Source organism: Arthrobacter sp. UYCu712, from assembly GCF_040547005.1.
In the GTDB taxonomy this organism is placed as follows: domain Bacteria; phylum Actinomycetota; class Actinomycetes; order Actinomycetales; family Micrococcaceae; genus Arthrobacter.
On the sequence record NZ_JBEPOZ010000013.1, the window covers coordinates 63,364 to 85,484 of the forward strand.

Sequence of the window (22,121 nt, forward strand, 5' to 3'; positions counted from 1 at the left end):
CACGGTATGCCGCGAGTCAGGCTCACCCACGGCAGGCTCATTCAGGTCAGGCGCACGGTCCACTTAGAACAGCGCGACCTTCGGCGTCCGGGGGAAGAGGTCGTCGAGTTCGGCCAGCTCGGCGGCGCTGGGGATCCAGGCCACGGCGGCGGCGTTCTGCCGGACCTGTTCCGGCCTGGTGGCGCCGGCGATGACGCTGCTGACGGAGGGCTGGGCGGCGAGCCAGGAGAACGCGACCTGGATTTCGTTGAGGTCACGCTCGGCGGCGAAGGCGCTGAAGGCGCCCAGCTGTTCCCAGTCGGCGTCGTGGACCAGGTTGGTGCGGGTGTGGCTGAGCCGGGACCCCTCGGGGGCGGCGCCCTTGGCGTATTTGCCGGTCAGCAGGCCGTTGGCCAGCGGGAAGTAAGGCAGCACGCCGAGTCCGTAGGCTTCGGCGGCCGGTGTGACCTCGAGTTCGGCCCGGCGGTCCAGGAGGTTGTAGTGGTTCTGGCTGGAAACAAAGCGCGCTCCCCCGCGGTTCCTTGCCACGTACTCGGCCTCGGCGATCTGCCAGCCGGCGCGGTTGGAGTGGCCGATGTAGCGGACCTTGCCGCTCGTCACGAGTTCGTCCAGGGCCGCGAGCGTCTCATCGATGGGAGTCAGCGGGTCCGGCGTGTGGAACTGGTACAGGTCGATCCAGTCCGTGCCCAGCCGCCGCAGGGATGCCTCGGCGGCTTTGATGATGTAGCGCCGGGAGCCGCGGGCGCCGAAGTCGTTGCCATTGGTCCCGCGCATGTCCAGGCCGAACTTCGTGCCGATGACGGCGTCATCGCGGCGCCCGGCGAGGGCCTTGCCCAGCATTGTCTCGCTGAGGCCCGGCTCGCGGCCGTAGCTGTCGGCGACGTCGAAGAAGGTGATGCCGGCGTCCAGGGCCGCATGCACGACGGCGTCGGTGCCCTCCTGCGACTCTGTCGCGGTGGTGGAACGACCCAGGTTGTTGCAGCCAAGCCCAACGGCAGAGACGGTCAGTCCGGAATTGCCCACGCGGCGGTATTCAGTCATGGGATTCAGCCTATAACGGCCAGCGGGGCTCCCCGCTCAGCCCGCCCGCAGTTCCAGTCCGTGGTCGTCCAGGGCGTCCCGCAGTTGGGCCATGGTCCGCGGGCAGACCCCCGCCATGCCGGCGAGCCGGCGTTCGCCGAGCTGCACGACTTGTTCCAGGGTTTCCACGCCTGCATGCGCAAGGGACTTGCGGGCGGGTGCCGCGATCCCCCGGGGAAGCGGGGTGCGGCCTGGTTCACGGGATTTCTGCGTCATTGCGGTTGCCTTCCAGTTGGTTGCCCCAAACGGATGTGACCCTTTAATGCGAACTACAGGTAATGCGGAACTACAGGCTGAAGCTGTTGGCCGGCTTCGGTGAGTGCTTGAGCTTGAAGGATGTCTCACCGTACGGTGCGGCACCGATGCTCAGTTTGGTGAAGTCGAGGTCCTCGCCCCGGATACAGACCTTGATGGCGTTCACGGCCTTGTTGACGTCCGGGGTGAGGCAGAAAATGTTCAGTTTGGCGTCACTGAATTCGGAGCGGTCCACGATCCCCAGCCCGCGCCAGGCCAGATGGCTGATGAGTGCGTCCTTGGCCTTTTCTTCCAGGTAGCGGTCGCGGTCCGTGCCGTCCTTGGTCTTCAGGGCGTACTGGGCTACCACCCAGAACTGCTCCTCGTCGGGGATTTCGGCGTAGCCGTCCTCGGCGCACTGCACGGCGAAAGCATCCATGAGCCTTTCCGCGGCGGACGCGTCCGCGACGTCGGTTTCATCGGTTTTGCTTTGGTGCCCGACGACGCCGTGGTTCATCACGAACTGGCTGTAGTCCTCGTCAAACCAGGCCTCCCGGAATTCGAGGGCCCCTTCGTCGTTGCGTTTGTAGACCCGGATAATTCCGCTCATGTGCCAGTTCCTTCCTGGACCGTGCTGCAACGGCGCCTAAGTAGCGGCGTCGGACGGTGTTGCTTCTTGGATTCGCTGTTCAGATGTTCTGGCTAAAGCAGCGGCAGGCTGCCGGTGCTGGGGTGTTCCTGCCCGGGCAAGGGGCGGGCGAACGGCACCTTGGTCCCAAGGACCTGGGCGACGACGTCGTGCGTGATCTTCTGGGCGGTCAGGCCGACGCGCTCCAGGACCTGGCTGCGGGATCCGTGGTCCAGGAATTCCACCGGGAGGCCAACCTCGTTCAGTGCCGTGTCCACCCCCGCGGCCCGCATTTCCTGGCGGATCCGCGAGCCGACGCCCCCGGCCCGTACGCCGTCCTCGATGCAGATGACCAGGCGGTGGTGGGAGGCGAGGGCGATGATGGATTTCCGGACCGGCAGCAGCCACCGCGGGTCCACCACCGTCGAGCTGATACCCTGGGCGCCGAGCCGGTTGGAGACGTCCAGCGCTAGTTCGGACATCGCGCCGACGCTGACGATCAGGACGTCGTTTTCGGTTGAGCCGGCGGGGCGGCGTGCGAGCACGTCCACACCGTCGCTTAGCCGTTCGACGGCGTCCACCTCGGCTCCGACGCTGCCCTTGGAGTATCGGATGACGCTGGGCGCGTCTTCGATCGCAACGGCCTCGCGCAGTTCCTCGCGGAGGCGGGTCGCGTCGCGCGGTGCGGCAAGGTGCAGTCCCGGCACGATCTGGACCATGGCCATGTCCCACATGCCGTGGTGGCTGGCGCCGTCGGGCCCCGTCACGCCGGCGCGGTCCAGGACCACGGTGACGCCGGCCTTGTGCAGGGCCACGTCCATCAGCAGCTGGTCGAAGGCGCGGTTGAGGAAGGTGGCGTAGACCGCGACGACGGGGTGCAGCCCGCCGAAAGCCATGCCTGCCGCGGAGGTGAGGGCATGCTGCTCGGCGATGCCGACGTCGAACACCCGCTCGGGGTGCCGTGCGGCAAACTTGTGCAGCCCGACCGGGATCAGCATGGCGCCGGTGATGCCGACGATGTCCTTGCGCTCGTCCGCGATGTCGGCTATCTCATCGGCGAAGACGGACGTCCACGACTTCGCGCCGCCGGCCTCGGTGGGTTCGCCGGTTTCAGGGTCGATGATCCCCACGGCGTGGAACTGGTCCGCCTCGTGCGCGCGGGCTGGGGCGTAGCCGTGGCCCTTCTCGGTCATCGCGTGGACAATCACCGGTCCGGCGTAATTCTTGGCCGTCGACAGGGCATGTTCCATGGCCTGGAGGTTGTGGCCGTCCACCGGTCCGATGTACTTCATGCCGAGGTCCTCGAACATGCCCTGCGGGGCCCACCAGTCCTTGATGCCCTTCTTCATGGCATGGAGGCTGCGGTAGGCGAACTGGCCCGCGGTGCCGCCGTTCTGCAGCTTCCGGCGCCACCACTCCAGCGCGCCCTCGTAGGAGGGCTGGGCGCGGAAGGAATCGATGGTGGGGCGCAGCGAGGCCAGGTAGTCGGCGAAGCCGCCGACGGTCGGGGCGTAGGAGCGGCCGTTGTCGTTGACGACGATCACGACGCGGCGCTTCTTGTCCGCGGCGATGTTGTTGATGGCTTCCCAGGCCATGCCCCCGGTCAGGGCGCCGTCGCCGACGACGGCGATGACGTAGCGGTCGCCGTCGCCGGTCAGCTGCCGGGCGCGGGAGATCCCGTCGGCCCAGGACAGCGAGGAGGAGGCGTGGGAACTTTCGACGATGTCGTGCTCGGACTCGGCGCGGTCAGGGTAGCCGGACATGCCGCCCTGCTGGCGGAGGGTGCTGAAGTCCTGCCGGCCGGTGAGGAGTTTGTGCACGTAGGACTGGTGGCCGGTGTCGAAGACGATGCTGTCCCGGGGGGAATCGAAGATCCGATGCACCGCGATGGATAGTTCGACGACGCCGAGGTTCGGGCCGAGGTGGCCTCCGGTCTGGGAGACGTTGCCGATCAGGAATGCCCTGACCTCGGCTGCGAGCTGATCCAGCTGCGCCTCGGACAACTTGCTCAGGTCCTGCGGATTCCGGATAGTCTCCAAGATTCCCAACGGCCCCTCCTTCGACTGGTAGACATGCCTTTTAACTCTAACGCCTCCGGAGGAGCCCCGGTGCCGGAACGCGAAGGCCCCGGCCGGTCAATGACCGGCCGGGGCCTTCTTCCGTGCTGTTCCTCCCGCGAGGGAGGGGACCTCCGCTAGTTGGCGGAGATCTGGCGCAGCACGTACTGCAGGATGCCGCCGTTGCGGTAGTAGTCCGCCTCGCCCGGGGTATCGATGCGCAGGACCGCATCGAAGGACTTGGCGGAGCCGTCAACCGCTGTGGCCGTGACCTTGAGCGTCTTCGGCGTGGTGCCGTCGTTGAGGGCGGTGACGCCCTCAACAGCGAACGTTTCCGTGCCGGTCAGGCCCAGGGTGGCCGCGGACTCGCCGGCCGGGAACTGCAGGGGCAGCACGCCCATGCCGATCAGATTGGAGCGGTGGATGCGCTCGTAGCTTTCGGCCACGACCGCCTTGACGCCCAGGAGCGCGGTGCCCTTGGCAGCCCAGTCGCGGGAAGAGCCGGAGCCGTACTCCTTGCCTGCCAGGACCACCAGCGGGGTGCCGGCTGCCTGGTAGTTCTGCGCGGCGTCGTAGACGTAGGCCTGGGGGCCGTCCGCCTGCGTGAAGTCGCGGGTGAATCCACCCTCGACTCCGTCGAGCAGCTGGTTCTTGATCCGGATGTTCGCGAACGTGCCGCGGATCATGACCTCGTGGTTGCCACGGCGTGAGCCGTAGGAGTTGAAGTCCTTGCGCTCCACGCCGTTGGCCAGCAGGTACTGCCCGGCCGGGGTGTCCGACTTGAAGGAACCGGCCGGGGAGATGTGGTCGGTCGTGACCGAATCGCCGAGCTTGAGCAGCACGCGGGCGCCGCTGATGTCGGTGACCGCATCCGGCTCGGCCTTCATGCCATCGAAGTACGGGGGCTTCCGCACGTAGGTGGACTTCGGGTCCCAGGCGAACGTGTCGCCGGCCGGGGTGTCGAGCGCCTTCCAGCGTGCGTCGCCGTCGAAGACGCCCTCGTAGCCGCGGGCGAACATGTCCTTGTCGATCGAGGAATCGATGACCTGCTGGACCTCGACCGGGTTCGGCCAGATGTCCCTCAGGAAGACGTCGTTGCCGGCCTCGTCCTTGCCGAGCGAGTCGGTGTCGAAGTCGAAGTCCATGGAACCGGCCAGGGCGTAGGCGATGACCAGCGGCGGGGAGGCCAGGTAGTTCATCTTCACGTCCGGGTTGATCCGGCCTTCGAAGTTGCGGTTACCGGACAGCACGGCAGTGACGGAGAGGTCGTTGGCCGCGATGGCCTCGGAGATCTCCGCGTCCAGCGGGCCGGAGTTGCCGATGCAGGTGGCGCAGCCGTAGCCCACGATGTAGAAGCCGAGCTTCTCCAGGTACGGGGTCAGGCCGGACTTGTTGTAGTAGTCGGTGACAACCTTGGAACCGGGCGCCACGGAGGTCTTGACCCACGGCTTGGACGTCAGGCCCTTGTCGACGGCGTTGCGGGCCAGCAGTGCGGCGGCCAGCATCACGGACGGGTTGGACGTGTTGGTGCAGGACGTGATCGAGGCGATGGAGACCGCCCCGTGGTCCAGCTCGAACTCGCGGCCGTCCTCGGTCTTGATGTGCACCGGGTTGCTCGGACGTCCGGCTGCGCCGTTCGCTGCCGACACGACGCGCTCGATTTCCGTGGTGTGGGAATCGGCGTGCGTGAAGGAGGGCGGGTCCGAGGCGGGGAAGGACTCGTCCAGCGACTCGTCCACGCTGCCGTCTTCGAGCGTGACGTAGTTGTGGATGTCCTTGCGGAACTGCTCCTTGGCATCCGTCAGCTCGATGCGGTCCTGGGGACGCTTCGGGCCGGAGATGGAGGGAACAACCGTGGACAGGTCCAGCTCGAGGTACTCGGAGAACTTGATCTCGCGGGAGGGATCGTGCCAGAGGCCCTGTTCCTTCGCGTAGGACTCCACCAGGGCCACGTTCTCGTCGGACCGGCCGGTGAGGCGCAGGTACTCGAGGGTGACGTCGTCGATCGGGAACATGGCAGCCGTGGAGCCGAACTCCGGGCTCATGTTGCCGATGGTGGCGCGGTTGGCCAGCGGCACAGCGGCCACGCCTTCGCCGTAGAACTCGACGAACTTGCCGACCACACCGTGCTTGCGCAGCTGTTCCGTGATGGTCAGGACGACGTCGGTGGCGGTGGCGCCGGCCGGGATGGACCCGGTCAGCTTGAAGCCCACGACGCGCGGGATCAGCATGGAGACGGGCTGTCCCAGCATGGCGGCCTCGGCCTCGATGCCGCCGACACCCCAGCCCAGCACACCCAGGCCGTTGACCATGGTGGTGTGCGAGTCGGTGCCGACGCAGGTGTCCGGGTAGGCCCGGACGACGCCGTCAATTTCGCGGGTCATGACCGTGCGGGCCAGGTACTCGATGTTGACCTGGTGCACGATGCCGGTTCCCGGCGGGACGACCTTGAAGTCGTCAAACGCGGTCTGGCCCCAACGCAGGAACTGGTAGCGCTCACCGTTGCGCTGGTATTCGATCTCCATGTTGCGCTCCAGTGCGCCGGAGTTGCCGAAGGCGTCGATCTGCACCGAGTGGTCGATCACCATTTCCGCCGGTGCCAGCGGGTTGACCCGTTTGGGGTCTCCGCCGAGTTCCTTGACGGCCTCGCGCATGGTGGCAAGGTCCACAACGCAGGGCACGCCAGTGAAGTCCTGCATGATCACGCGCGCCGGCGTGAACTGGATTTCAGTGTCGGGCTCGGCGCTGGGGTCCCAGCCGGCCAGTGCTCGGACGTGGTCGGCCGTGATGTTGGCGCCGTCCTCGGTCCTCAACAGGTTTTCAAGCAATACCTTGAGGCTGAACGGAAGGTTTTCTGCACCTTCAACGGAGTTCAACCGGAAAATTTCGTATTCGGTACCGGCTACATTAAGTTTGCCTTTTGAACCGAAGCTGTCCACAATGCTCATCGCAGGACTCCTCTCGCAACAGTTTCATCTTTGTCGCGCCGCAGACCCCTTGCTAGTTAGGCGAGCCTAACTAGTACCGGGCCTCGTCGGGACGAGGATCAGTGGGGATTGCAAGAGGTCAGCCGTGATTACGGAGCGCGACGTCGGACTACTCCGCCCATCCTAGTGGGATCAGCGCCGGGGAGTCAGTAGCGCCACTGTCTCCATGTGGTGGGTGTGCGGATACAGGTCGAAGGCCCGCAGCCCCGAGAGTTCCCAGCCGCCCTGCTGGAAGTAGCCAAGATCGCGGGCAAACGACGCCGGATCGCAGGAGACATACGCCACGGCCCGCGGTCCCGCGCCGAGCAGCTGGTTCACAACGGCCTTGCCGGCACCGGCCCGGGGCGGGTCCAGGAGGACGGCGTCGAAATTCCGCGGATTGTGGCGCAGCACGCGTTCCACCTTCCCCTGCACAATTTCGACCTGGGAAGCGCCGTGCAGGTTCTTGCGGGCATCCCGGCTGGTGCCGGGCGCCCCCTCCACGGACAGTACGGATCCGGTCACGCCGACCGCGTCCGCGAGGGGCGCGGTGAAGAGCCCGGCTCCGGCATAGAGATCCGCCACAACCCCTCCGGCCTCGAGGAACCCGCCGTCGTGCAGGAAACCCGTGACGGCCCCCACGAGGGTTTCCGGTCCGGCGCGGTGGATCTGCCAGAAACCGTCGCCCGTGACGCGGAACTCGTGGCCCGCCGCGGTCTCCTGGACATAGGTCCGGCCGCGCAGCTGCAGGACCTCGCCCTTGACCGGATCGATGCTGGCGACGGAGACGTCGTCGGGGAGTTGCGCGAGGATGGCGCTGAGGCGTTTGGCCCGGGTGCCCGGCGCCGGGACCAGGAGCACCAGCGGGCGGGAGCCGTTGGCCGGTGCCGTCACCTCCACCCGCTCAATGCCTTGCAGGTCGATGTCCCAGAGCCGCAGGGCGTTGATGCCCTCGACCGCCAGCGGCATCTCCCGGACCGGCAGGACAGTGTCGGAGCGGTGCGCGTGCATGCCGAGCTTCCCGCCGGGGGTGACGGCGAAGCCGGTGCGGGTCCGCCAGCCGAGGCCGGCGGGCCGGCCGCCGTCGTCCGCTGTTCCCGCCGGCTCCCCCACTGCCTCAACAACGGGTGAAAGCTCGACGCCGGCGAGGCGCTGCAGCTGTTCGGCCAGCACCTCGGCCTTGAGGCTGCGCTGGCGTTCCAGCGCCACGTGGCCGAGTTCGGCACCGCCGAGGGGCGGGTGGCGGTGGGACCAGGAACGCGCGGAATCCGCCAGGTCCCAGAAATGCGGTATCCGGTCCGGGGATGCCTCCAGGACTTCCACCACGTCGGCGCGCCAGAACTTGGCGTCCGGGCCGGAGTCGGTCAGGCGGACCCGGACTTTTTCGCCCGGGATCGCGTGCCTGACGAACACCACGCGGCCCTCATGCCGGGCGACGCAGTGGCCGCCATGGGCTATCGGGCCGACATCGACGATGAGGTCGGTGTGGGGGTGCGTCACTGTTTCGGGGCTCATTGGATATCCTGCAGTTTCTTGGCTTCTTCGGATGATTTCAGCTGCCACGGGACGCTGGCAACCATGACTCCGGGCTCGAAGTGGAGCCGGGTTTTGATTCGGAGGGCGGTCTGGTTGTGGACCAGTTGCTCCCACCATTTGCCGACCACGTACTCCGGGATGTACACGACGATCAGGTCACGCGGTGAGTCGCGGCGCATGTTGGTGATGTACTCCATGATGGGCGTCACCGTTTCGCGGAACGGGCTGGCCAGCACAGTCAACGGTACCGGGATTTCCAGTTTCTCCCAGTCAGCGACGGTCTGCTCGGTTTCCTCGGTGCTGATGTCCACGGTGATGGCGTCCAGCCGGGAGGGACGCGAGGCGCGGGCGTAGGCCAGGGCACGCAGCACGGGCTTGCGGACGTGCGAGACGAGCAGAACAGCGTGCACCCGGGTGGGCAGGGCCCGCGGCGAGGAGTCCGCGTCCACGGCGAGTTCCTTGGCCACATTGTCGTAGTGCGCCCGGATGCTCCACATGATGAGGAACAGGACGAACATCGCGAGCAGCGCGATCCAGGCGCCCTGCTGGAACTTGGTGATCAGCACGATCACCAGCACCAGGGCGGTCATGCCGAAGCCGATGGTGTTGATGGTGCGGGACTTGACCATGCGCAGCTTCACCGCCGGGTCCTTGGCGAGTTTGAGCTCCCGGCCCCAGTGCCGGATCATGCCGAGCTGGCTGATGGTGAAGGAGATGAAGACGCCCACGATGTAGAGCTGGATGAGTTTTGTGACGTCCGCGTTGAAGGCGATGATCAGCACCAGGGCGCCGGCGGCCAGCGCGAGGACGCCGTTACTGAAGGCCAGCCGGTCCCCGCGGGTGCGCAGCTGGCGGGGCAGGTAACCGTCCTGGGCCAGGATCGAGCCGAGGACCGGGAAGCCGTTGAACGCCGTGTTGGAGGCGAACACCAGGATCACGCCGGTGGCGGCGACCACGACGTAGAACGGGATGGAGCCGGCGCCGAAGATGGTCTGCGCGATCTGGCTGATGGCCGGGCTCTGGATGTAGTCGGCGGGCAGCGGTTTCCCGTCCAGCAGGAATTCCTTGGCCGGGTCCAGCACGATGTGCACCTTGGTGGCGTTGGCGAGGTAAATGATCCCGGCCAGCATGGAGGCGGCGATCACCCCGAGGAGCAGCAGGGTCGTCGCGGCGTTTTTGCTCTTCGGTTTCTGGAAGTTGGGCACGCCGTTGCTGATGGCCTCAATGCCGGTCAAGGCTGCGGCGCCGGAGGAGAAGGCCCGGAGCAGGAGGAAGGCGCCGGCGAGCCCGACGAGGCCTTCGTCGAAGCCTTCCGCGGGCACGATCGCGAAGGCCGCCGACGGCGCCTGGCCCAGTTGCCCGGTGGCGGCCTGGAAAATGCCGACGCCGGCCATGCCCAGGATGGACGCCATAAAGATGTAGGTCGGTACGGCGAAGACGCTGCCGGCCTCCTTGATGCCGCGCAGGTTCACGAGCGCCAGGACTATCACGCCGATCGTCGCGATGGCGGCCTGCTGGCCGTGCAGCGCGGGGACGGCGGTAGTCAGGTACGTGGCGGCCGAGGACATGGACACGGCGACGGTCAGCACGTAGTCCACGAGCAGCGCGGAGGCGACGGTGAGGCCGGCGTACTTGCCGAGGTTTTCGTTGGCGATCTCGTAATCGCCGCCGCCGGAGGGGTAGGCGTGGACGTTCTGGCGGTACGACGCGACGACGGTCAGGAGGACCACCATAACGGCCAGCCCCACCCAGGGCGAGAAGGCGACGGCGCTGACCCCGGCCAGGGCCAGGGTCAGGAGGATTTCGTCCGGCGCGTAGGCCACGGAGGACAGCGCGTCGGAGGCGAAAATGGGCAGGGCGATCCGCTTCGGGAGCAGGGTGTGGGCCAGGCTGTCGTTCCGGAAGGGCTTGCCTACCAGCACCCGCTTCACGGCATTGAATATTGTCAGCACCACACAAAGCTAGTCGCATTCTCACGCGATGTCATGACAACCCGGTGTCCTGCGGCGACGCTGGCTGCCGGGCGCCTCGTGGCCGGTAGAGTTTTACGCAGCAGCAGACAGCGAAGCATTAGGAGGCACGAGTGGCGCACTTCGTCATTATGGGTTGTGGCCGGGTGGGGGCAACCCTGGCGCACACGCTTGAGGACGCCGGTCACTCGGTGGCCATCATCGACCAGGACGACCGTGCCTTCCGGCGCCTCCGCACCGGCTTCGCCGGCCGCAAGGTCACGGGTGTGGGCTTCGACCGGGAAACCCTCAAGCAGGCCGGCGTGGAGGAGGCCTACGCCTTCGCCGCCGTCTCCAGCGGGGACAATTCCAACATCCTCGCCACCCGGGTGGCCCGCGAGACCTTTCACGTTCCGCACGTTGTGGCCCGGATCTACGATCCCGGCCGCGCGGAAATCTACCAGCGACTCGGCATCCCCACGGTCGCGGCCGTGCGGTGGAGCGCCGACCAGGTGCTCCGCCGGATCCTGCCCGAACAGCACCTCGCCGGCGATTTCCGCGATCCGTCGGGCCGGCTGGCGCTTGCCGAGGTGGACCTGGAGGCCGGCTGGATCGGGCACACCGTGGCATCCATCGAGAAGGCTGCCGGGGTCCGGGTGGCGTACCTGACCCGGTTCGGCGAGGGAATCCTGCCCGCGGCCAGCACCTCCTACCAGGACGGTGACACGGTCCACGCGATGCTGGACGTGGACCGCAGCTCCGAAGTCGCCCACATTCTTGCCAAGTCCCCCGCCAAGGAGTCTTAAGTGAAAGTTGTCATCGTCGGGGCAGGCAGTGTCGGTTCGTCCATCGCCCGTGAACTGCTGGCCCACAAACACGAAATCCTGCTGATCGACCTCAAGCCCGAGGTGATCGGGCGCAGCGGCCTCCGGGGCGCCCATTGGCTCGTCGGCGATGCCTGCGAACTGAGCACGCTCAAGGACGCGAAGCTGGAGGATGCCGACGTCGTGGTGTCCGCCACGGGTGATGACAAGGTCAACCTTGTGGTCTCGCTGCTGGCAAAAACGGAGTTCGGCGTGGGCCGCACGGTGGGGCGGGTCAACAACCCCAAGAACGACTGGATGTTCGATGACTCGTGGGGGGTCGACGTCGCCGTCAATACCCCGCAGCTTATGACCGCCCTCGTCGAGGAGGCTGTGGAGATCGGCGACCTCGTCCGGCTCCTCACCCTGCAGACCGGCGTGTCCTCGCTGGTGGAGTTCACGGTTCCGCACGACTCGCATGTCATCGGCCTGACGGTCGGGGGCATCGAATGGCCCGAGGACGCCACCCTGGTCGCAATCCTCCGGGACCAGGCGCCCATCACCCCGAGTCGTGACGACGTGATTGACGGCGGGGACGAGCTGTTCTTCGTGACCACAATCGTCGCCGAGGACGAGCTGCGGGCCCTGCTGTCGCCGGAGTCGCCGGAGTCGCCCCACGACGAGCAGCACCCGGTCACCTCCGACCGGCACGGCAACGGCAACCACCAGTCCGAGGATGACGGCTTCGACGGCTGATCCGCCGCGGTTGCGCTATCAGTTGGCGTCGTTCTGAGCGCTGGGAACGACGCCAACTGATAGCGCAACGGGGGCCGGAGCCGGGGGCAGGCCAGGTGCGGACTAGCTGCGTTCGGTTCCCGGGTCGGCCGGAGCAGGGGCGGGCCGGGTCAGGAGCCACGCCACCCAGACGCCGAGGATGTAGAGCGGCGCCCCCATCAGGAGCCGCGTCGTCGCCAGCGCGGCCAGGCCGGCTTCGCCCATGAAGTACAGCGGCACCTGGACCACCAGGCGGAGGACCAGCACCGAGATGATGACCCACGTCCCGATCTTGTAGGCCTTCATCCGGGCGGGGTGCTTGCGCCACTCCAGCCCTTCATTCCGGATGAACCCGAAGATGAGCCCGGCGAACGGCCAGCGGAAGGCAATCGACAGCGCCATCGCCAGGATGTACGCCACATTGGTGAAGAAGCCGAGGACGTAGAAGTCCTCGGCCTTGCCGGTGGAGTTCGCAAGCCAGGCGGAGAGCCCGACGCCGACGACCCCGGCGAGTGCCTGGGTCAGCGGCCGGCGCTGGATCAGCCGGGCGATGGTGAACGCCGCGGCCGTCGCGAGGGAGCCGATGAGGGCAACCGGCAGGTCCCGGGTGATGGTGAAGGCAACGAGGAAGACGAGCCCGGGCAGCACGCTTTCGGCGATGCCCTGCACGCCGCCGGCGCTTTTGAGCACGTCAATGTTGCCGTTGCTGGAGCGGTGCAGTCCTGCCTTGCTCGCGTACCCCTCCGCCAGCTCTGCCATGGTGGGCTGCTCGGCCCCGGATGCGGGCTTCTCGGGCAAGGTCATTGCTCCTCCTGGCGGGAGAGTATTTCGTAACGGGGATTGAACATGGTGGGCAGGCCGTCACGGACGGTGACCATGCCCTCGAGCCGCAGCTCCGTGCCGGCGTCGACGCCGGGGATGCGCCGCCGGCCCAGCCAGATCACCCGTAGGCGGCTTTTGGAGCCTTGGCCCGCGGCCTTGACCGCCGGCCGCGGGGTGTCGTGGTCGACGACGATGGCGGTGAAGGCCGCCACATGGATTGCCGGCGCGTAGGTTACGGACTCGATGAACCCCTGGCAGAGCACGTGGCCGCGGCCCGGCAGTCCGCGGACGGAGAGCGGTGCGGCAGTTTCTTTGCGGGCGGCATCAGCCAATCTGGGTGATCTCCGGTCCACGTTCGGGTTGTTCGAGGTCCGGCGCAGCCTTGGGCGCCGGCGCAGCGGAGTCCTTGGGCAGGCGCAGCTGCAACAGGTCACGCGGCGGCATGGGGTTCTCGCCGCGGACGACGACGATCTGCCGGAACAGCCCTTCGAGCTTGGCGGCGGCCTCGCGGTCCACAGCAGCCTCTCCGCCCAGGACGCCCCTGAGGAACCAGCGCGGACCGTCGACGCCGATGAAGCGTGCGACGCGGTAGCCCTGGCTGCCGTCCCCGCCGCTGGCGGGAAGCTTGGCGAGGAGTTCGGTGCCGAAGTGTCCCTGGATCTCCTCGACCTGGCCGCCCTGGCTGCCGACCGACTGCCCGATCTGTTCGCGGATTTCCTCCCAGAGTCCTTCGGACCGGGGCGCGGCAAACGCCTGCAGCTGGAGGCTCGAGCCGTCCAGGTCCATGGTCACGGCGACGACGCGCTGCGTGGCCTCCTCGACCTCGAGCCGGAGCTGGAGTCCTTCCTGCGGCGCGATCAGGAGCGCACCGAGGTCCACGTACCCGTCCTGGTTCTCGATTTCCGACACATCGAAGGGGCCGGTAGAGCCACGGACCGCTCCGCCGGCGGGGCCCGCGGCAGAGACTTCAGCAGCTGACCCCGGGGTTTCCCCGGGCTCGGTCAGCTGTTCCTGCTTGGCTTTCCTGCCACGCCCAAAAACCATCGGGTTTTCTCCTTAGTTGTGATGTGCCGCCGCGCCGCTTTGCGTCCGCGTGGCGTCTGGCCCGTGTACCGGCCACTGCGCAATGCTAACGGCCTCCGCCCAACTAACCGTCACCGCGCCGCAGGCTGTCGCTGCGAAGTGCCGGCAGCCCGAAGCGGTTCAGGCTGTGGGGGCGCCAAAGCCGCCGGTGGATCCGAAGCCGCCGCCACCGCGGACCGAGCCGTTCAGCTCCTCGACGGCAAGGAACGTTGCGTACTCGACGCGCTGGATAACCATTTGTGCAATTCTATCGCCGCGCTTGAGTTCGATCGCCTCGTGCCGGTCAGTATTCAGCAAGGTCACGGCGATTTCTCCGCGGTAGCCCGCGTCAACGGTTCCGGGCGCGTTGAGAACAGTCAGCCCGTGCTTCGTGGCCAGGCCGGAACGCGGGTGGATCAGGGCAACAAAGCCGTCAGGGAGGGCGATCGACACCCCGGTCGGCACCAGCCGGCGCTCCCCCGGCTCCAACACAACGTCTTCGCGGGCACGCAGGTCCGCGCCGGCGTCGCCCGGGTGCGCATACGACGGCGGTTCGAGGCCGTCGTCGAGCATCTTCAACTGCACGGTCAGGGTGGGGGTCCCGTACTCCGGGCTGCCGGCTTCCGCGGGTGCGTCCGGGCGGGTGGTCACGGCGGTGTTTTCTTCAGTCACAGTCCCTCACTCTATCGCCCGGCCTGCGCTTCGGCCTAGCCGCGGGCGCCTCCGGCGGGCACCGCAGCGCACGGCGTGCGTACCGGTCCGGACCGCGGCCGGCGGCCAAGGTGAAATAGCCCGGGAAAAGTGGAAAGCTGGGCTCATGCCCGAATCCAGTGCAGCTGTGCCTGCCTCCAACACCCCCAGTGACTCCGCCGTTCTCTACCAGGAGAAACTCTGGCCGAATTTCTGGATCTGGCTGGTGTCGGCAGGACTGTCCAGCGCCGGGATCCTGGTCTTCGCCCCCATCAGCATCGGCGCCGGAATCACGGCCGCCGTTGTGCTCTTTGTGATCATCTCCGTACTGCTGATCCTGTCCACGCCGTCCATCACCGTGACCGGCTCCACCCTGCGCGTCGGCCGGGCCATGATCGAACGCCGCTTCGTCGGCAGCGCTGAGGCTTTCGAAGGGAAGGAAGCGACGGCGGAGCGCGGCACCCGGCTCAACGGCCTGGCGTTTATGTGCATCCGCGGCTGGGTGGATCCTGTGGTCCGGATCGAGATTACGGACCCGTCGGACCGCACCCCCTACTGGCTGACCTCCACCAAGCACCCGGACCGGCTGCTCGCGGCCTTGGAGTCCCGCAGCTGAATCTCCGCGTCCGGTTGCCCTAGCCCTCGCAGTCTTTGCAGAAGATGAGCCCGTCTTTTTCGCGGGCGATCTGCGAACGGTGGCGGACGAGGAAGCACGACGCGCAGGTGAATTCATCCGCCTGGGCCGGCATGACCCGGACCAGGAGTTCCTCCCCTGACAGGTCTGCCCCGGGGAGTTCGTAGCCTTCCGCCAGCTCGGTTTCATCTTCATCCACCACTGCGGAAGGCTTGTCCGTGCGCCGCGTCTTCAGTTCCTCGATGGAGTCCTCGTTGAGGTCCTCTTCGGTCTTGCGTGGCGCATCGTAGTCTGTCGCCATTATTTGTTGCTCACACTCCGCTTGATCGATTGGTTCGCCGGGCCACGGTCGGTCCTGCCGGGCTTGTGGCCCGGGACCGCTTCTGGCCCGGTTCTCCGATGTCAACACCGGCCACGCGGTTTTTGTGCCCGATGTCGGGTCATTTTTGCTTAAGCGTCTGGTGAAAGCCAGAGGCAAGTGTTCGTCCGCCCGGCGGATGGCCGCCAAGGGGTCGAAAAGTCGCGAATAGTCGCGGAATTTCGCGGCGCGCCCTTCGTCCTCACCCCATATGTGCCCTCCGGGTGGCAGAGTTTCGATTGTTAGTAATGCCAGGGTGGAGGATTTGTATGCAGGATCTACGGCTTGTAGGCGTCCACGACGACGGGGAGCATCTCCTGTTGAGCGGCGCCGGCGGCGAGATGTTCCAGCTGCCAATCGATGAAGCACTTCGCGTCGCGGCCAGCCGGACGTCGGCGAAGGGCTCTTCCGGCGCGGGCGCCGCGCCTATTGCGATGTCTCCGCGCGATATCCAGTCGCGGATCCGCAGCGGTTCGACGGCGGCCGAGGTGGCTGAGCTCTCGGGTATTCCGCTCGCCAAAGTCCAGCGCTACGAAGGTCCGGTGCTCGCCGAACGCGAACACGTCGCGCAGCAGGCACGCAAGGTGGAGGTTGCCGCCCCCGCCCCCGGGCAGGACATGTACCGCTCGGTGTTCGGCGACAATCCCGCGTCCCTGAGCGAGATGGTGGCGCACCGCCTGAGCGCGCACGGCATTGAGCCCTCCACGGTCGAGTGGGACTCCTGGCGGCGTCCGGACGGCGCCTGGAACGTCGTGGCGCGCTTCGAGCAGGAGCCCGGCCATTCCGGCATCGGCGAGGAACCTCCCGCGATGTGGACGTTCAACCCGGCCCGCAAGTCCCTGCAGAACGCCAACCGTTGGGCGCAGCAGCTCAGCGAACTGGAACCCCTCGACGGCCCGGTCCCGGCACGCCGGCTCTCGGCCGTGTCGGACCGGCCCTTCGATTTCGAGACCGACGCCGATGCGGCGGCCAGGACGGCGACCGCCCAGCATAACGTCATCCAGCACCTCCAGCTCCAGCAGGAACAGGAAGCGGACGGGCTGCTGGATATGCTCCGCTCCCGCCGCGGCCAGCGCCTCGGCGTGGATGAAGACGCCGACGACGCCCTCGCCCTGCTGCTGACCAACGGAGTCCCGGCCGCCCACCCGCGGCCCTCCGAGGTCCTGGCCGGGGCCGCCGCGGAGGCGGAAGCTGATTCAGCCGACGACGTGCCCGGCGACCCGGAACCGGAGCATCAGGACACCCCGGCAGAAGCGGAGCCCCAGGCCAGCGCGGACATCTGGGAACGCCGCCGCGACGGCCGGCCGTCGATCATGTCCCGGCTGACCCTGGCGCCCCGTCATGAGGACCCGGACGACGACGCCTTGAAACTACACGACGGCGTGAGCACGGAAACCCGTGAGATCACCATTGCGGCATCCCAGCTGCGGCCGGTCGGCCAGCAGGGCCCGACCCCCAGCAAGGGCCTGGACGAACTCCTTGGAGGCGGAAGCCCGCGCCGGCATCAGCGTGACGCTGCCACCGGGCCCCGGCCGGACCGCGAGTCCGAGCAGCCTGAGCGCCAGCCCGCCAAGCCCAAACGCTCCAGCGTGCCCAGCTGGGACGACATCGTCTTCGGGACCCGCGGGGACTGACGCCCGCCTGGCGGCGCTGCCTGGTGGCGGCGCTGCCTGGTGGCGGCGCCCTCCAGCGGCGGCGCCGTCGAGCAGCATTCTCTAGTGGCGGCGTGGCGCCTTGGTGCCGTCGGCCTGGAAGCACAGCAGCGGCACTTCCCGTTCGGCCTTCGTCAGGGAACCGTGCTGGCCCACAACCTCCATGGACGTCGGCCGCACCCGCCGGATGTCATAAAATGCCAGTGCATCGCGCGCGGCGATCATCACGTCGCCGATCCGCGGGCCGACTTCGGCACGGACCTCGCCGAACAGTCCTGCGGCGATGGCCTCTTCACGGGTGAAGGCCCAGATCCGGTCGCCGAAGCGGTCACGCCATGCCTCGAGCAGCCGCGCACGTCCGGATTCGCCGGCCCCGTCCTCGAGGTAGAGGTGGACCATCCGCGGCTCCCCCGCAGTGTGCCTGACTCCGTCGATGAGCGCCGGTTCGGCCGAGTAGTCAATCCGCTGCGATTCGGGCACGTCGAGCATGCCGTGGTCCGCGGTGAGGAGCACTGTGGTTCCGGCCGGAAGGGTGCTGCTGAGCCGGCGCACCGTGGCGTCCAGTTCCTCCAGCTGGTGCTCCCACTGGGGTGACTGGCACCCGTGCCGGTGCCCGGCCTTGTCCAGTTCATTGACGTAGAAATACATCAGCGAGGCGCCCGCGCCGGCCATGGCCTCGGCGGCGGCGGCGGTCCTGGCATGGGAGGTAGTCGCCGTAATGTAGCGGCCGCCCCGAAGCGCTGCCTGGGTCATCGCCGAGTTGCTGAACTGGGGCAGGCTCACGGTGGTGACGTCCACGTGCTCCGCGGCGCGTTCGAACACTGTGGGGAAGGGCTGCCAGAGCAGCGGGTCCACCCCGGCGTCCCAGTTGCCGAGCATGTTGACCACGCGGTCCTGGTCCGGGTCGAGCACGTCGTAGCCCACCATGCCGTGCTGCCCCGCGGGCAGGCCCGTGCCGAAGCTGGCCAGCGACGCCGCCGTGGTGGAGGGAAATGCGGAATCCAGGGACACGGGCACGCGGTCCTGGCCTGCCTGCATAACGGAGCGCAGAAACGGGGTGTGCGCCGACTTCTGCTTGAGCAGGTTCCGGCCCAGCCCGTCGGCCAGCACAACGCAGATCCGTTTACCCGTGGGCAGGTCCAGCCGGTTTTCGAATCCCGGGACGCCGATGCTGGCCGCGGCACTGCTGAGCACTTCGGCGACGGAGCGGTGGCCGAACGCCGGCGGAGCGGGCAGCGCCGGGGCAAGCGTCACGGGCAGGGGGGGTGCCGACGGCACGGAGAGCGGTTCGGGCACGCGGTCCGGCACCATCTCAGCGCTGGTGGCCGCGGCTGAGGCGGTTTCCGAAGACACCCATGCGGGCGCGGGGCGGCAGTCCGGGGCCGGTGTGCGGCGTGGGGGCCGTGGATCCGGTATTGACGGCCCGGAGGGCGCGGGCGAACAGTTTCGCATCCTGGACGGCCTGCAGCCCGTCGGCCTCGGCGCTGATCCGGAGCACAATGTCTTCCTGGGCGATGGTGCCGCTGTAGCCGTGGTCCGCTTCGCATTGCGGGTCGCCGCAACTGGCCGGCCCCATGTCGAGCCGCTGCCCGCCGGACCAGGCGATGGACAGGGTCAGTTCGCGGACCGGGTCCGAGGGCTTGTAGTCCTGCGGCTGGGCGTAGACGTAGCTGAGCACAACGGAGCGGATCTGAGTCACGGGGACGGACTCTGTGGAGACCTGGGCGACGGTCTGCTCGCCGGCCTCATCGAGCTGCTGGTCATCCACGTGGGTGATGACCAGCATGTCCTCGGTCAGCACCAGCACAGTGATGTGGCGCCGGACCTCGGCCCGGTCGAAGTGTGTCTCGAGGTGGACCAGGTGCGCCACGCAATCGCGGCCGTCCAGGGCATCGGCGACCACATCAGCCACGAGCGGCGGGTAGAACCCGGCCTGCTGAAGGGCCCCTTCCAGGCTTTGACCCTGCGCACTGTGGTCATGCAGGCCGGGGTGCGGGGTGCCCTGCCGTCCGGAGGCAGGCGCCGGGGACTTGGGTGTCGGAGACTGGGTGCTCATGATCTCCATTTTCACAGATCGGCTGAGGACATGCTAACCGCACGACGGCGGTCCGGCGCCGGAAGGGCCGCTGCGGTCCGGCGCCGGGCGGCCTGGCGGCGCTCAGCTGCGCATCGCCCGGCGCGCACTGTCGGTGCGCTGGGCCGCATTGGCGATCCGGACGTCGGCGGCAAGGATCGAGGCGCCGTCGGGTCCGGCCAGGACGGGGTTGAACTCCACGAGCGCGATTTCCGGATGGTTGTCCTTAAGCCGGGTGAGCCGGGCGGCCAGGTCCTCGAGGGCCGGTACGTCCACGGGCGGCAGCCCCTGGTAGCCGAAGAGTTTCCGCGAGGCGCGCGGACCCCGGATGAAGTCGTGGACATCGGAGCCGGAGAGCGGCGGGACCCGGTGTGCCCAGTCGTCCAGCAGGTTGACGGCGTCCCCGGCCAGGCCGAAGGAGATCACGGGGCCCAGGAGCGGATCCTCGATGGCCCGGAAAGTGCAGGCCTGCCCCACCGGCACCATCGTCTGCACCTCCAGGGACGGCGAGCCGTAGCGTTCGAGCGACTTTCGCATCTGCCCGACGTTTTGCCGCAGTGACTCGGCGTCCGGGATGTCCAGCCGCACCCCGCCGAGGTCCAGCCGGTGCCGCAGCGCCGGGTCCGTGGTCTTCAGAGCCACCGGCCAGCCGAGCTCGTCCGCGGCGGCCACGGCTTCCTCGGCGGTCTCGAAGCCTTCCGAGGGCACCACCCGGATGCCGTAGTGCCCCAGCAGCCTCGCGGCCGTCGCCTGGTCGAGCCTGCGCAGGTGCTCGCCGCCCACGCCGCGAAGCAGCTCTTCCAGCTCCGTGCGGGTCCCTTCCGGATCGCAGCCTTCGGGTTCCACGAAGAGCCCGTGGTCCCGGTCCAGCCATTGGGCGTAGCGGACCGCGGCGCCGAGCGCGGCGATGGCAGCTCCGGGGTTGGAATAGCACGGCACGGTGGCCCCGGCTGCCGGCTCTCCGTTGTCAGCGCCGACCATGCCCTCGACGTACACGGAGGGATCCAGGATGCCGCTGAAGGCGGCCACCACCGGTTTCCCGGCGGCCGCTGAACATTCGGCCAGGATTCCGGCGATCTTCTCCACCGTCAGGCCGCGCGCCGGGAGCAGCGCCACGACGACGGCGTGCACGGAGTCCAGCGCGAGGGTCTCCTGCACGCTGCGGCGCAGTGCCGGCAGCGCCAGTGACATCCCGGCGTCGAGGTCGACGTCGGTGACGATGCGCTCCACGCCGAGGCCCTGCACGGCCGCGCTGTCCGCGACCACCTTGCCGAGGGCCCGGGAGTTGCTGAAGACAGCCAGGCCGGGACCTTTGGGCAACGGCTGGCTCGAGACGATCTGGGCCACGTCCATCAGCTGTTCGATGGTCTCGACACGGATCACCCCGGCCTGGCGCATCATGGCGTCGACCGCCTCGGGTGGCGCCTGGGTGGTGCGGACGGCGTGGCCAGGCGGCAGGTGCTGTCCCATCGCATCGGACTTGGCCACGATGACCGGTTTTGTCCGGGCCAGGCGCCGGGCGAGCCGGGAGAACTTGCGGGGGTTGCCGATGGACTCGAGGTAGAGGCCCACGGCCGTGGTGTCGGCGTCGTCCTCCCAGAACTGCATCATGTCGTTGCCGGACACGTCGGCGCGGTTGCCGGCCGAGAGGAAGGTGGAGATCCCGACCCGGCGGCGGCTGGCGGCGGCGTAGAGCGAGACGCCGATGGCCGCGGACTGGCTGAACAGGCCCAGGCCGCCGCTGCGGGCCAGCGACGGCGCCATCGAGGCATTCAGCGATACGGCCGGGTTGGTGTTGACAATGCCCAGCGACGCCGGCCCGATCACCCGCATCCCGTTGGCTCGAGCCTGGCGGACCAGTTCGCGCTGCCGGGCGAGGCCGTGGTCGCCGTCGTCGGCATAGCCGGCGGTGGCCACGACAATCCCCTTGACCCCGGCGGCGCCGCATTCCTCCACGACCTTGGGGACTTCGTCGTACGGGACGGCGACGACGGCGAGCTTCACCGGGCCCGGGACCTCGGAAAGTTTGGCGAAGGACAGCATCCCGGCGAGTTCCAGGGCCTCCGGGTTGATGGCGTAGACCGGGCCCGTGAACCCGCCTTCAATGATGTGTTCGAGCAGCTGGTAGCCCACGGTGCCCCATTTGCGGCTGGCGCCGATCACGGCCACGGAGGACGGGGCGAGCAGTTCCTGGATGCTGCGTGCTTCGGCGCGGTGTTCGCGGGACTCCATCACGGCGCGTGACTTGTCGGTGGGGTCGATGTTGAACTCGAGGCTGACCACGCCGTCGTCGAAATGGCGTTTGACGTCATAGCCGGCGTCCGAGAACACCATCAGCATCTTGCGGTTCTCGGGGAGCACCTCGGCGCTGAATTTCCGGATGCCGTTTTCGCGGGCGGCGGCGGCCAGGTGTTCGAGCAGGATGGAGCCGATGCCGCGGCCCTGGTGGGCGTCGGCGATGTTGAAGGCCACTTCCGCTTCGGCCGGATCGTCCAGCCGGTCGTAGCGGCCGATTCCCATGATCTCGCCGCCGATCGTGATCACGAGGGCAACGCGGTCCCGGTAATCCACTTCGGTGAAGCGCTTGAGTTCCTTGCTGGAAAGTTTGGACTTGAACGCAAAGAACCGCATGTAGATGGACTTCTGCGACTGGCCCACGTGGAAGGCCTGCACGGCGTCGGCATCGGAGGGGTGGATGGGGCGCAGGTGCGCGGTCCCGCCGTCCCGAAGGACAACATCGGCTTCCCAATATTCCGGATATACGCCGTCCGCGGGCTGATCCACCATAGGCTTAGCCTAGTC

The 22,121-nt window shown here is 67.8% G+C and carries 19 protein-coding genes; 4 read left to right on the forward strand and 15 right to left on the reverse strand.

Annotation, left to right across the window (positions count from 1 at the left end):
- Positions 1-63 precede the first annotated feature (63 nt).
- From ABIB51_RS13905 to ABIB51_RS13935, 7 genes are all read right to left on the reverse strand, one after another.
- Positions 64-1,041 (reverse strand): aldo/keto reductase, encoded by a 978-nt coding sequence (locus tag ABIB51_RS13905; protein WP_354188948.1) that lies wholly within the window; start codon positions 1,039-1,041, stop codon positions 64-66.
- A 36-nt stretch (positions 1,042-1,077) separates the two neighbouring features.
- Positions 1,078-1,296: a helix-hairpin-helix domain-containing protein gene (locus ABIB51_RS13910; protein WP_354188950.1), complete on the reverse strand. Its 219-nt coding sequence runs from the start codon at positions 1,294-1,296 to the stop codon at positions 1,078-1,080.
- A gap of 70 nt (positions 1,297-1,366) precedes the next feature.
- A complete protein-coding gene (locus ABIB51_RS13915; RefSeq protein ID WP_354188952.1) occupies positions 1,367-1,924 on the reverse strand; it encodes a hypothetical protein in 558 nt (185 codons plus the stop codon).
- A 92-nt stretch (positions 1,925-2,016) separates the two neighbouring features.
- A complete protein-coding gene (gene dxs, locus ABIB51_RS13920) occupies positions 2,017-3,990 on the reverse strand; it encodes a 1-deoxy-D-xylulose-5-phosphate synthase (protein WP_354188954.1) in 1,974 nt (657 codons plus the stop codon).
- Positions 3,991-4,136: 146 nt separating this feature from the next.
- Complete coding sequence (gene acnA, locus ABIB51_RS13925) at positions 4,137-6,947, reverse strand: aconitate hydratase AcnA (protein WP_354188956.1); 2,811 nt, start codon at positions 6,945-6,947, stop codon at positions 4,137-4,139.
- Positions 6,948-7,118: 171 nt separating this feature from the next.
- Entirely contained in the window at positions 7,119-8,480 is a 1,362-nt protein-coding gene (locus ABIB51_RS13930) for a class I SAM-dependent RNA methyltransferase (RefSeq protein ID WP_354188958.1), read from the reverse strand.
- Positions 8,477-10,453 carry an APC family permease gene (locus ABIB51_RS13935; protein WP_354188960.1) on the reverse strand — a complete coding sequence of 659 codons (1,977 nt, stop codon included), beginning with the start codon at positions 10,451-10,453 and terminating at the stop codon, positions 8,477-8,479. Before ABIB51_RS13935 ends, ABIB51_RS13930 begins: the two co-directional genes overlap by 4 nt.
- A 131-nt stretch (positions 10,454-10,584) precedes the next feature.
- On the opposite strand from ABIB51_RS13935, the gene ABIB51_RS13940 reads away from it, so the two are divergent.
- Entirely contained in the window at positions 10,585-11,256 is a 672-nt protein-coding gene (locus ABIB51_RS13940) for a potassium channel family protein (protein ID WP_354188962.1), read from the forward strand.
- The gene (locus ABIB51_RS13945) at positions 11,257-12,009 is read left to right on the forward strand and encodes a potassium channel family protein (RefSeq protein ID WP_354188963.1); all 753 of its coding nucleotides are present in this window, start codon (positions 11,257-11,259) and stop codon (positions 12,007-12,009) included.
- Between the two features lie 102 nt (positions 12,010-12,111).
- On the opposite strand, the gene ABIB51_RS13950 is transcribed toward ABIB51_RS13945, so the two are convergent.
- The 4 genes from ABIB51_RS13950 to dut form a co-directional block, all read right to left on the reverse strand.
- The gene (locus ABIB51_RS13950) at positions 12,112-12,831 is read right to left on the reverse strand and encodes a DUF3159 domain-containing protein (protein WP_354188965.1); all 720 of its coding nucleotides are present in this window, start codon (positions 12,829-12,831) and stop codon (positions 12,112-12,114) included.
- Entirely contained in the window at positions 12,828-13,181 is a 354-nt protein-coding gene (locus ABIB51_RS13955; protein ID WP_354188967.1) for a single stranded DNA-binding domain-containing protein, read from the reverse strand. The genes ABIB51_RS13950 and ABIB51_RS13955 overlap by 4 nt, the downstream gene beginning before the upstream one ends.
- Entirely contained in the window at positions 13,174-13,893 is a 720-nt protein-coding gene (locus ABIB51_RS13960; protein WP_354188969.1) for a DUF3710 domain-containing protein, read from the reverse strand. Before ABIB51_RS13960 ends, ABIB51_RS13955 begins: the two co-directional genes overlap by 8 nt.
- A 159-nt stretch (positions 13,894-14,052) precedes the next feature.
- Positions 14,053-14,583 (reverse strand): dUTP diphosphatase, encoded by a 531-nt coding sequence (gene dut / locus ABIB51_RS13965; protein ID WP_354188971.1) that lies wholly within the window; start codon positions 14,581-14,583, stop codon positions 14,053-14,055.
- Positions 14,584-14,728: 145 nt separating this feature from the next.
- On the opposite strand from dut, the gene ABIB51_RS13970 reads away from it, so the two are divergent.
- Positions 14,729-15,217, forward strand: coding sequence for a DUF3093 domain-containing protein (locus ABIB51_RS13970; protein WP_354188973.1), 489 nt, complete (start codon positions 14,729-14,731; stop codon positions 15,215-15,217).
- Positions 15,218-15,236: 19 nt separating this feature from the next.
- On the opposite strand, the gene ABIB51_RS13975 is transcribed toward ABIB51_RS13970, so the two are convergent.
- On the reverse strand, positions 15,237-15,536 hold the full coding sequence (locus ABIB51_RS13975) for a DUF4193 domain-containing protein (RefSeq protein ID WP_354188975.1): 300 nt from the start codon (positions 15,534-15,536) through the stop codon (positions 15,237-15,239).
- A 326-nt stretch (positions 15,537-15,862) separates the two neighbouring features.
- On the opposite strand from ABIB51_RS13975, the gene sepH reads away from it, so the two are divergent.
- Positions 15,863-17,227, forward strand: a complete 1,365-nt coding sequence (sepH, locus tag ABIB51_RS13980; RefSeq protein ID WP_354188977.1) for a septation protein SepH — start codon at positions 15,863-15,865, stop codon at positions 17,225-17,227.
- Positions 17,228-17,308: 81 nt separating this feature from the next.
- Here sepH and ABIB51_RS13985 read toward each other — a convergent pair whose 3' ends face one another.
- The 3 genes from ABIB51_RS13985 to ABIB51_RS13995 form a co-directional block, all read right to left on the reverse strand.
- Positions 17,309-18,598 (reverse strand): alkaline phosphatase family protein, encoded by a 1,290-nt coding sequence (locus ABIB51_RS13985; protein ID WP_354188979.1) that lies wholly within the window; start codon positions 18,596-18,598, stop codon positions 17,309-17,311.
- The gene (locus ABIB51_RS13990) at positions 18,558-19,301 is read right to left on the reverse strand and encodes a DUF5998 family protein (protein ID WP_354188981.1); all 744 of its coding nucleotides are present in this window, start codon (positions 19,299-19,301) and stop codon (positions 18,558-18,560) included. Before ABIB51_RS13990 ends, ABIB51_RS13985 begins: the two co-directional genes overlap by 41 nt.
- A gap of 102 nt (positions 19,302-19,403) precedes the next feature.
- On the reverse strand, positions 19,404-22,106 hold the full coding sequence (locus tag ABIB51_RS13995; protein ID WP_354188982.1) for a bifunctional acetate--CoA ligase family protein/GNAT family N-acetyltransferase: 2,703 nt from the start codon (positions 22,104-22,106) through the stop codon (positions 19,404-19,406).
- Positions 22,107-22,121: the final 15 nt, after the last annotated feature.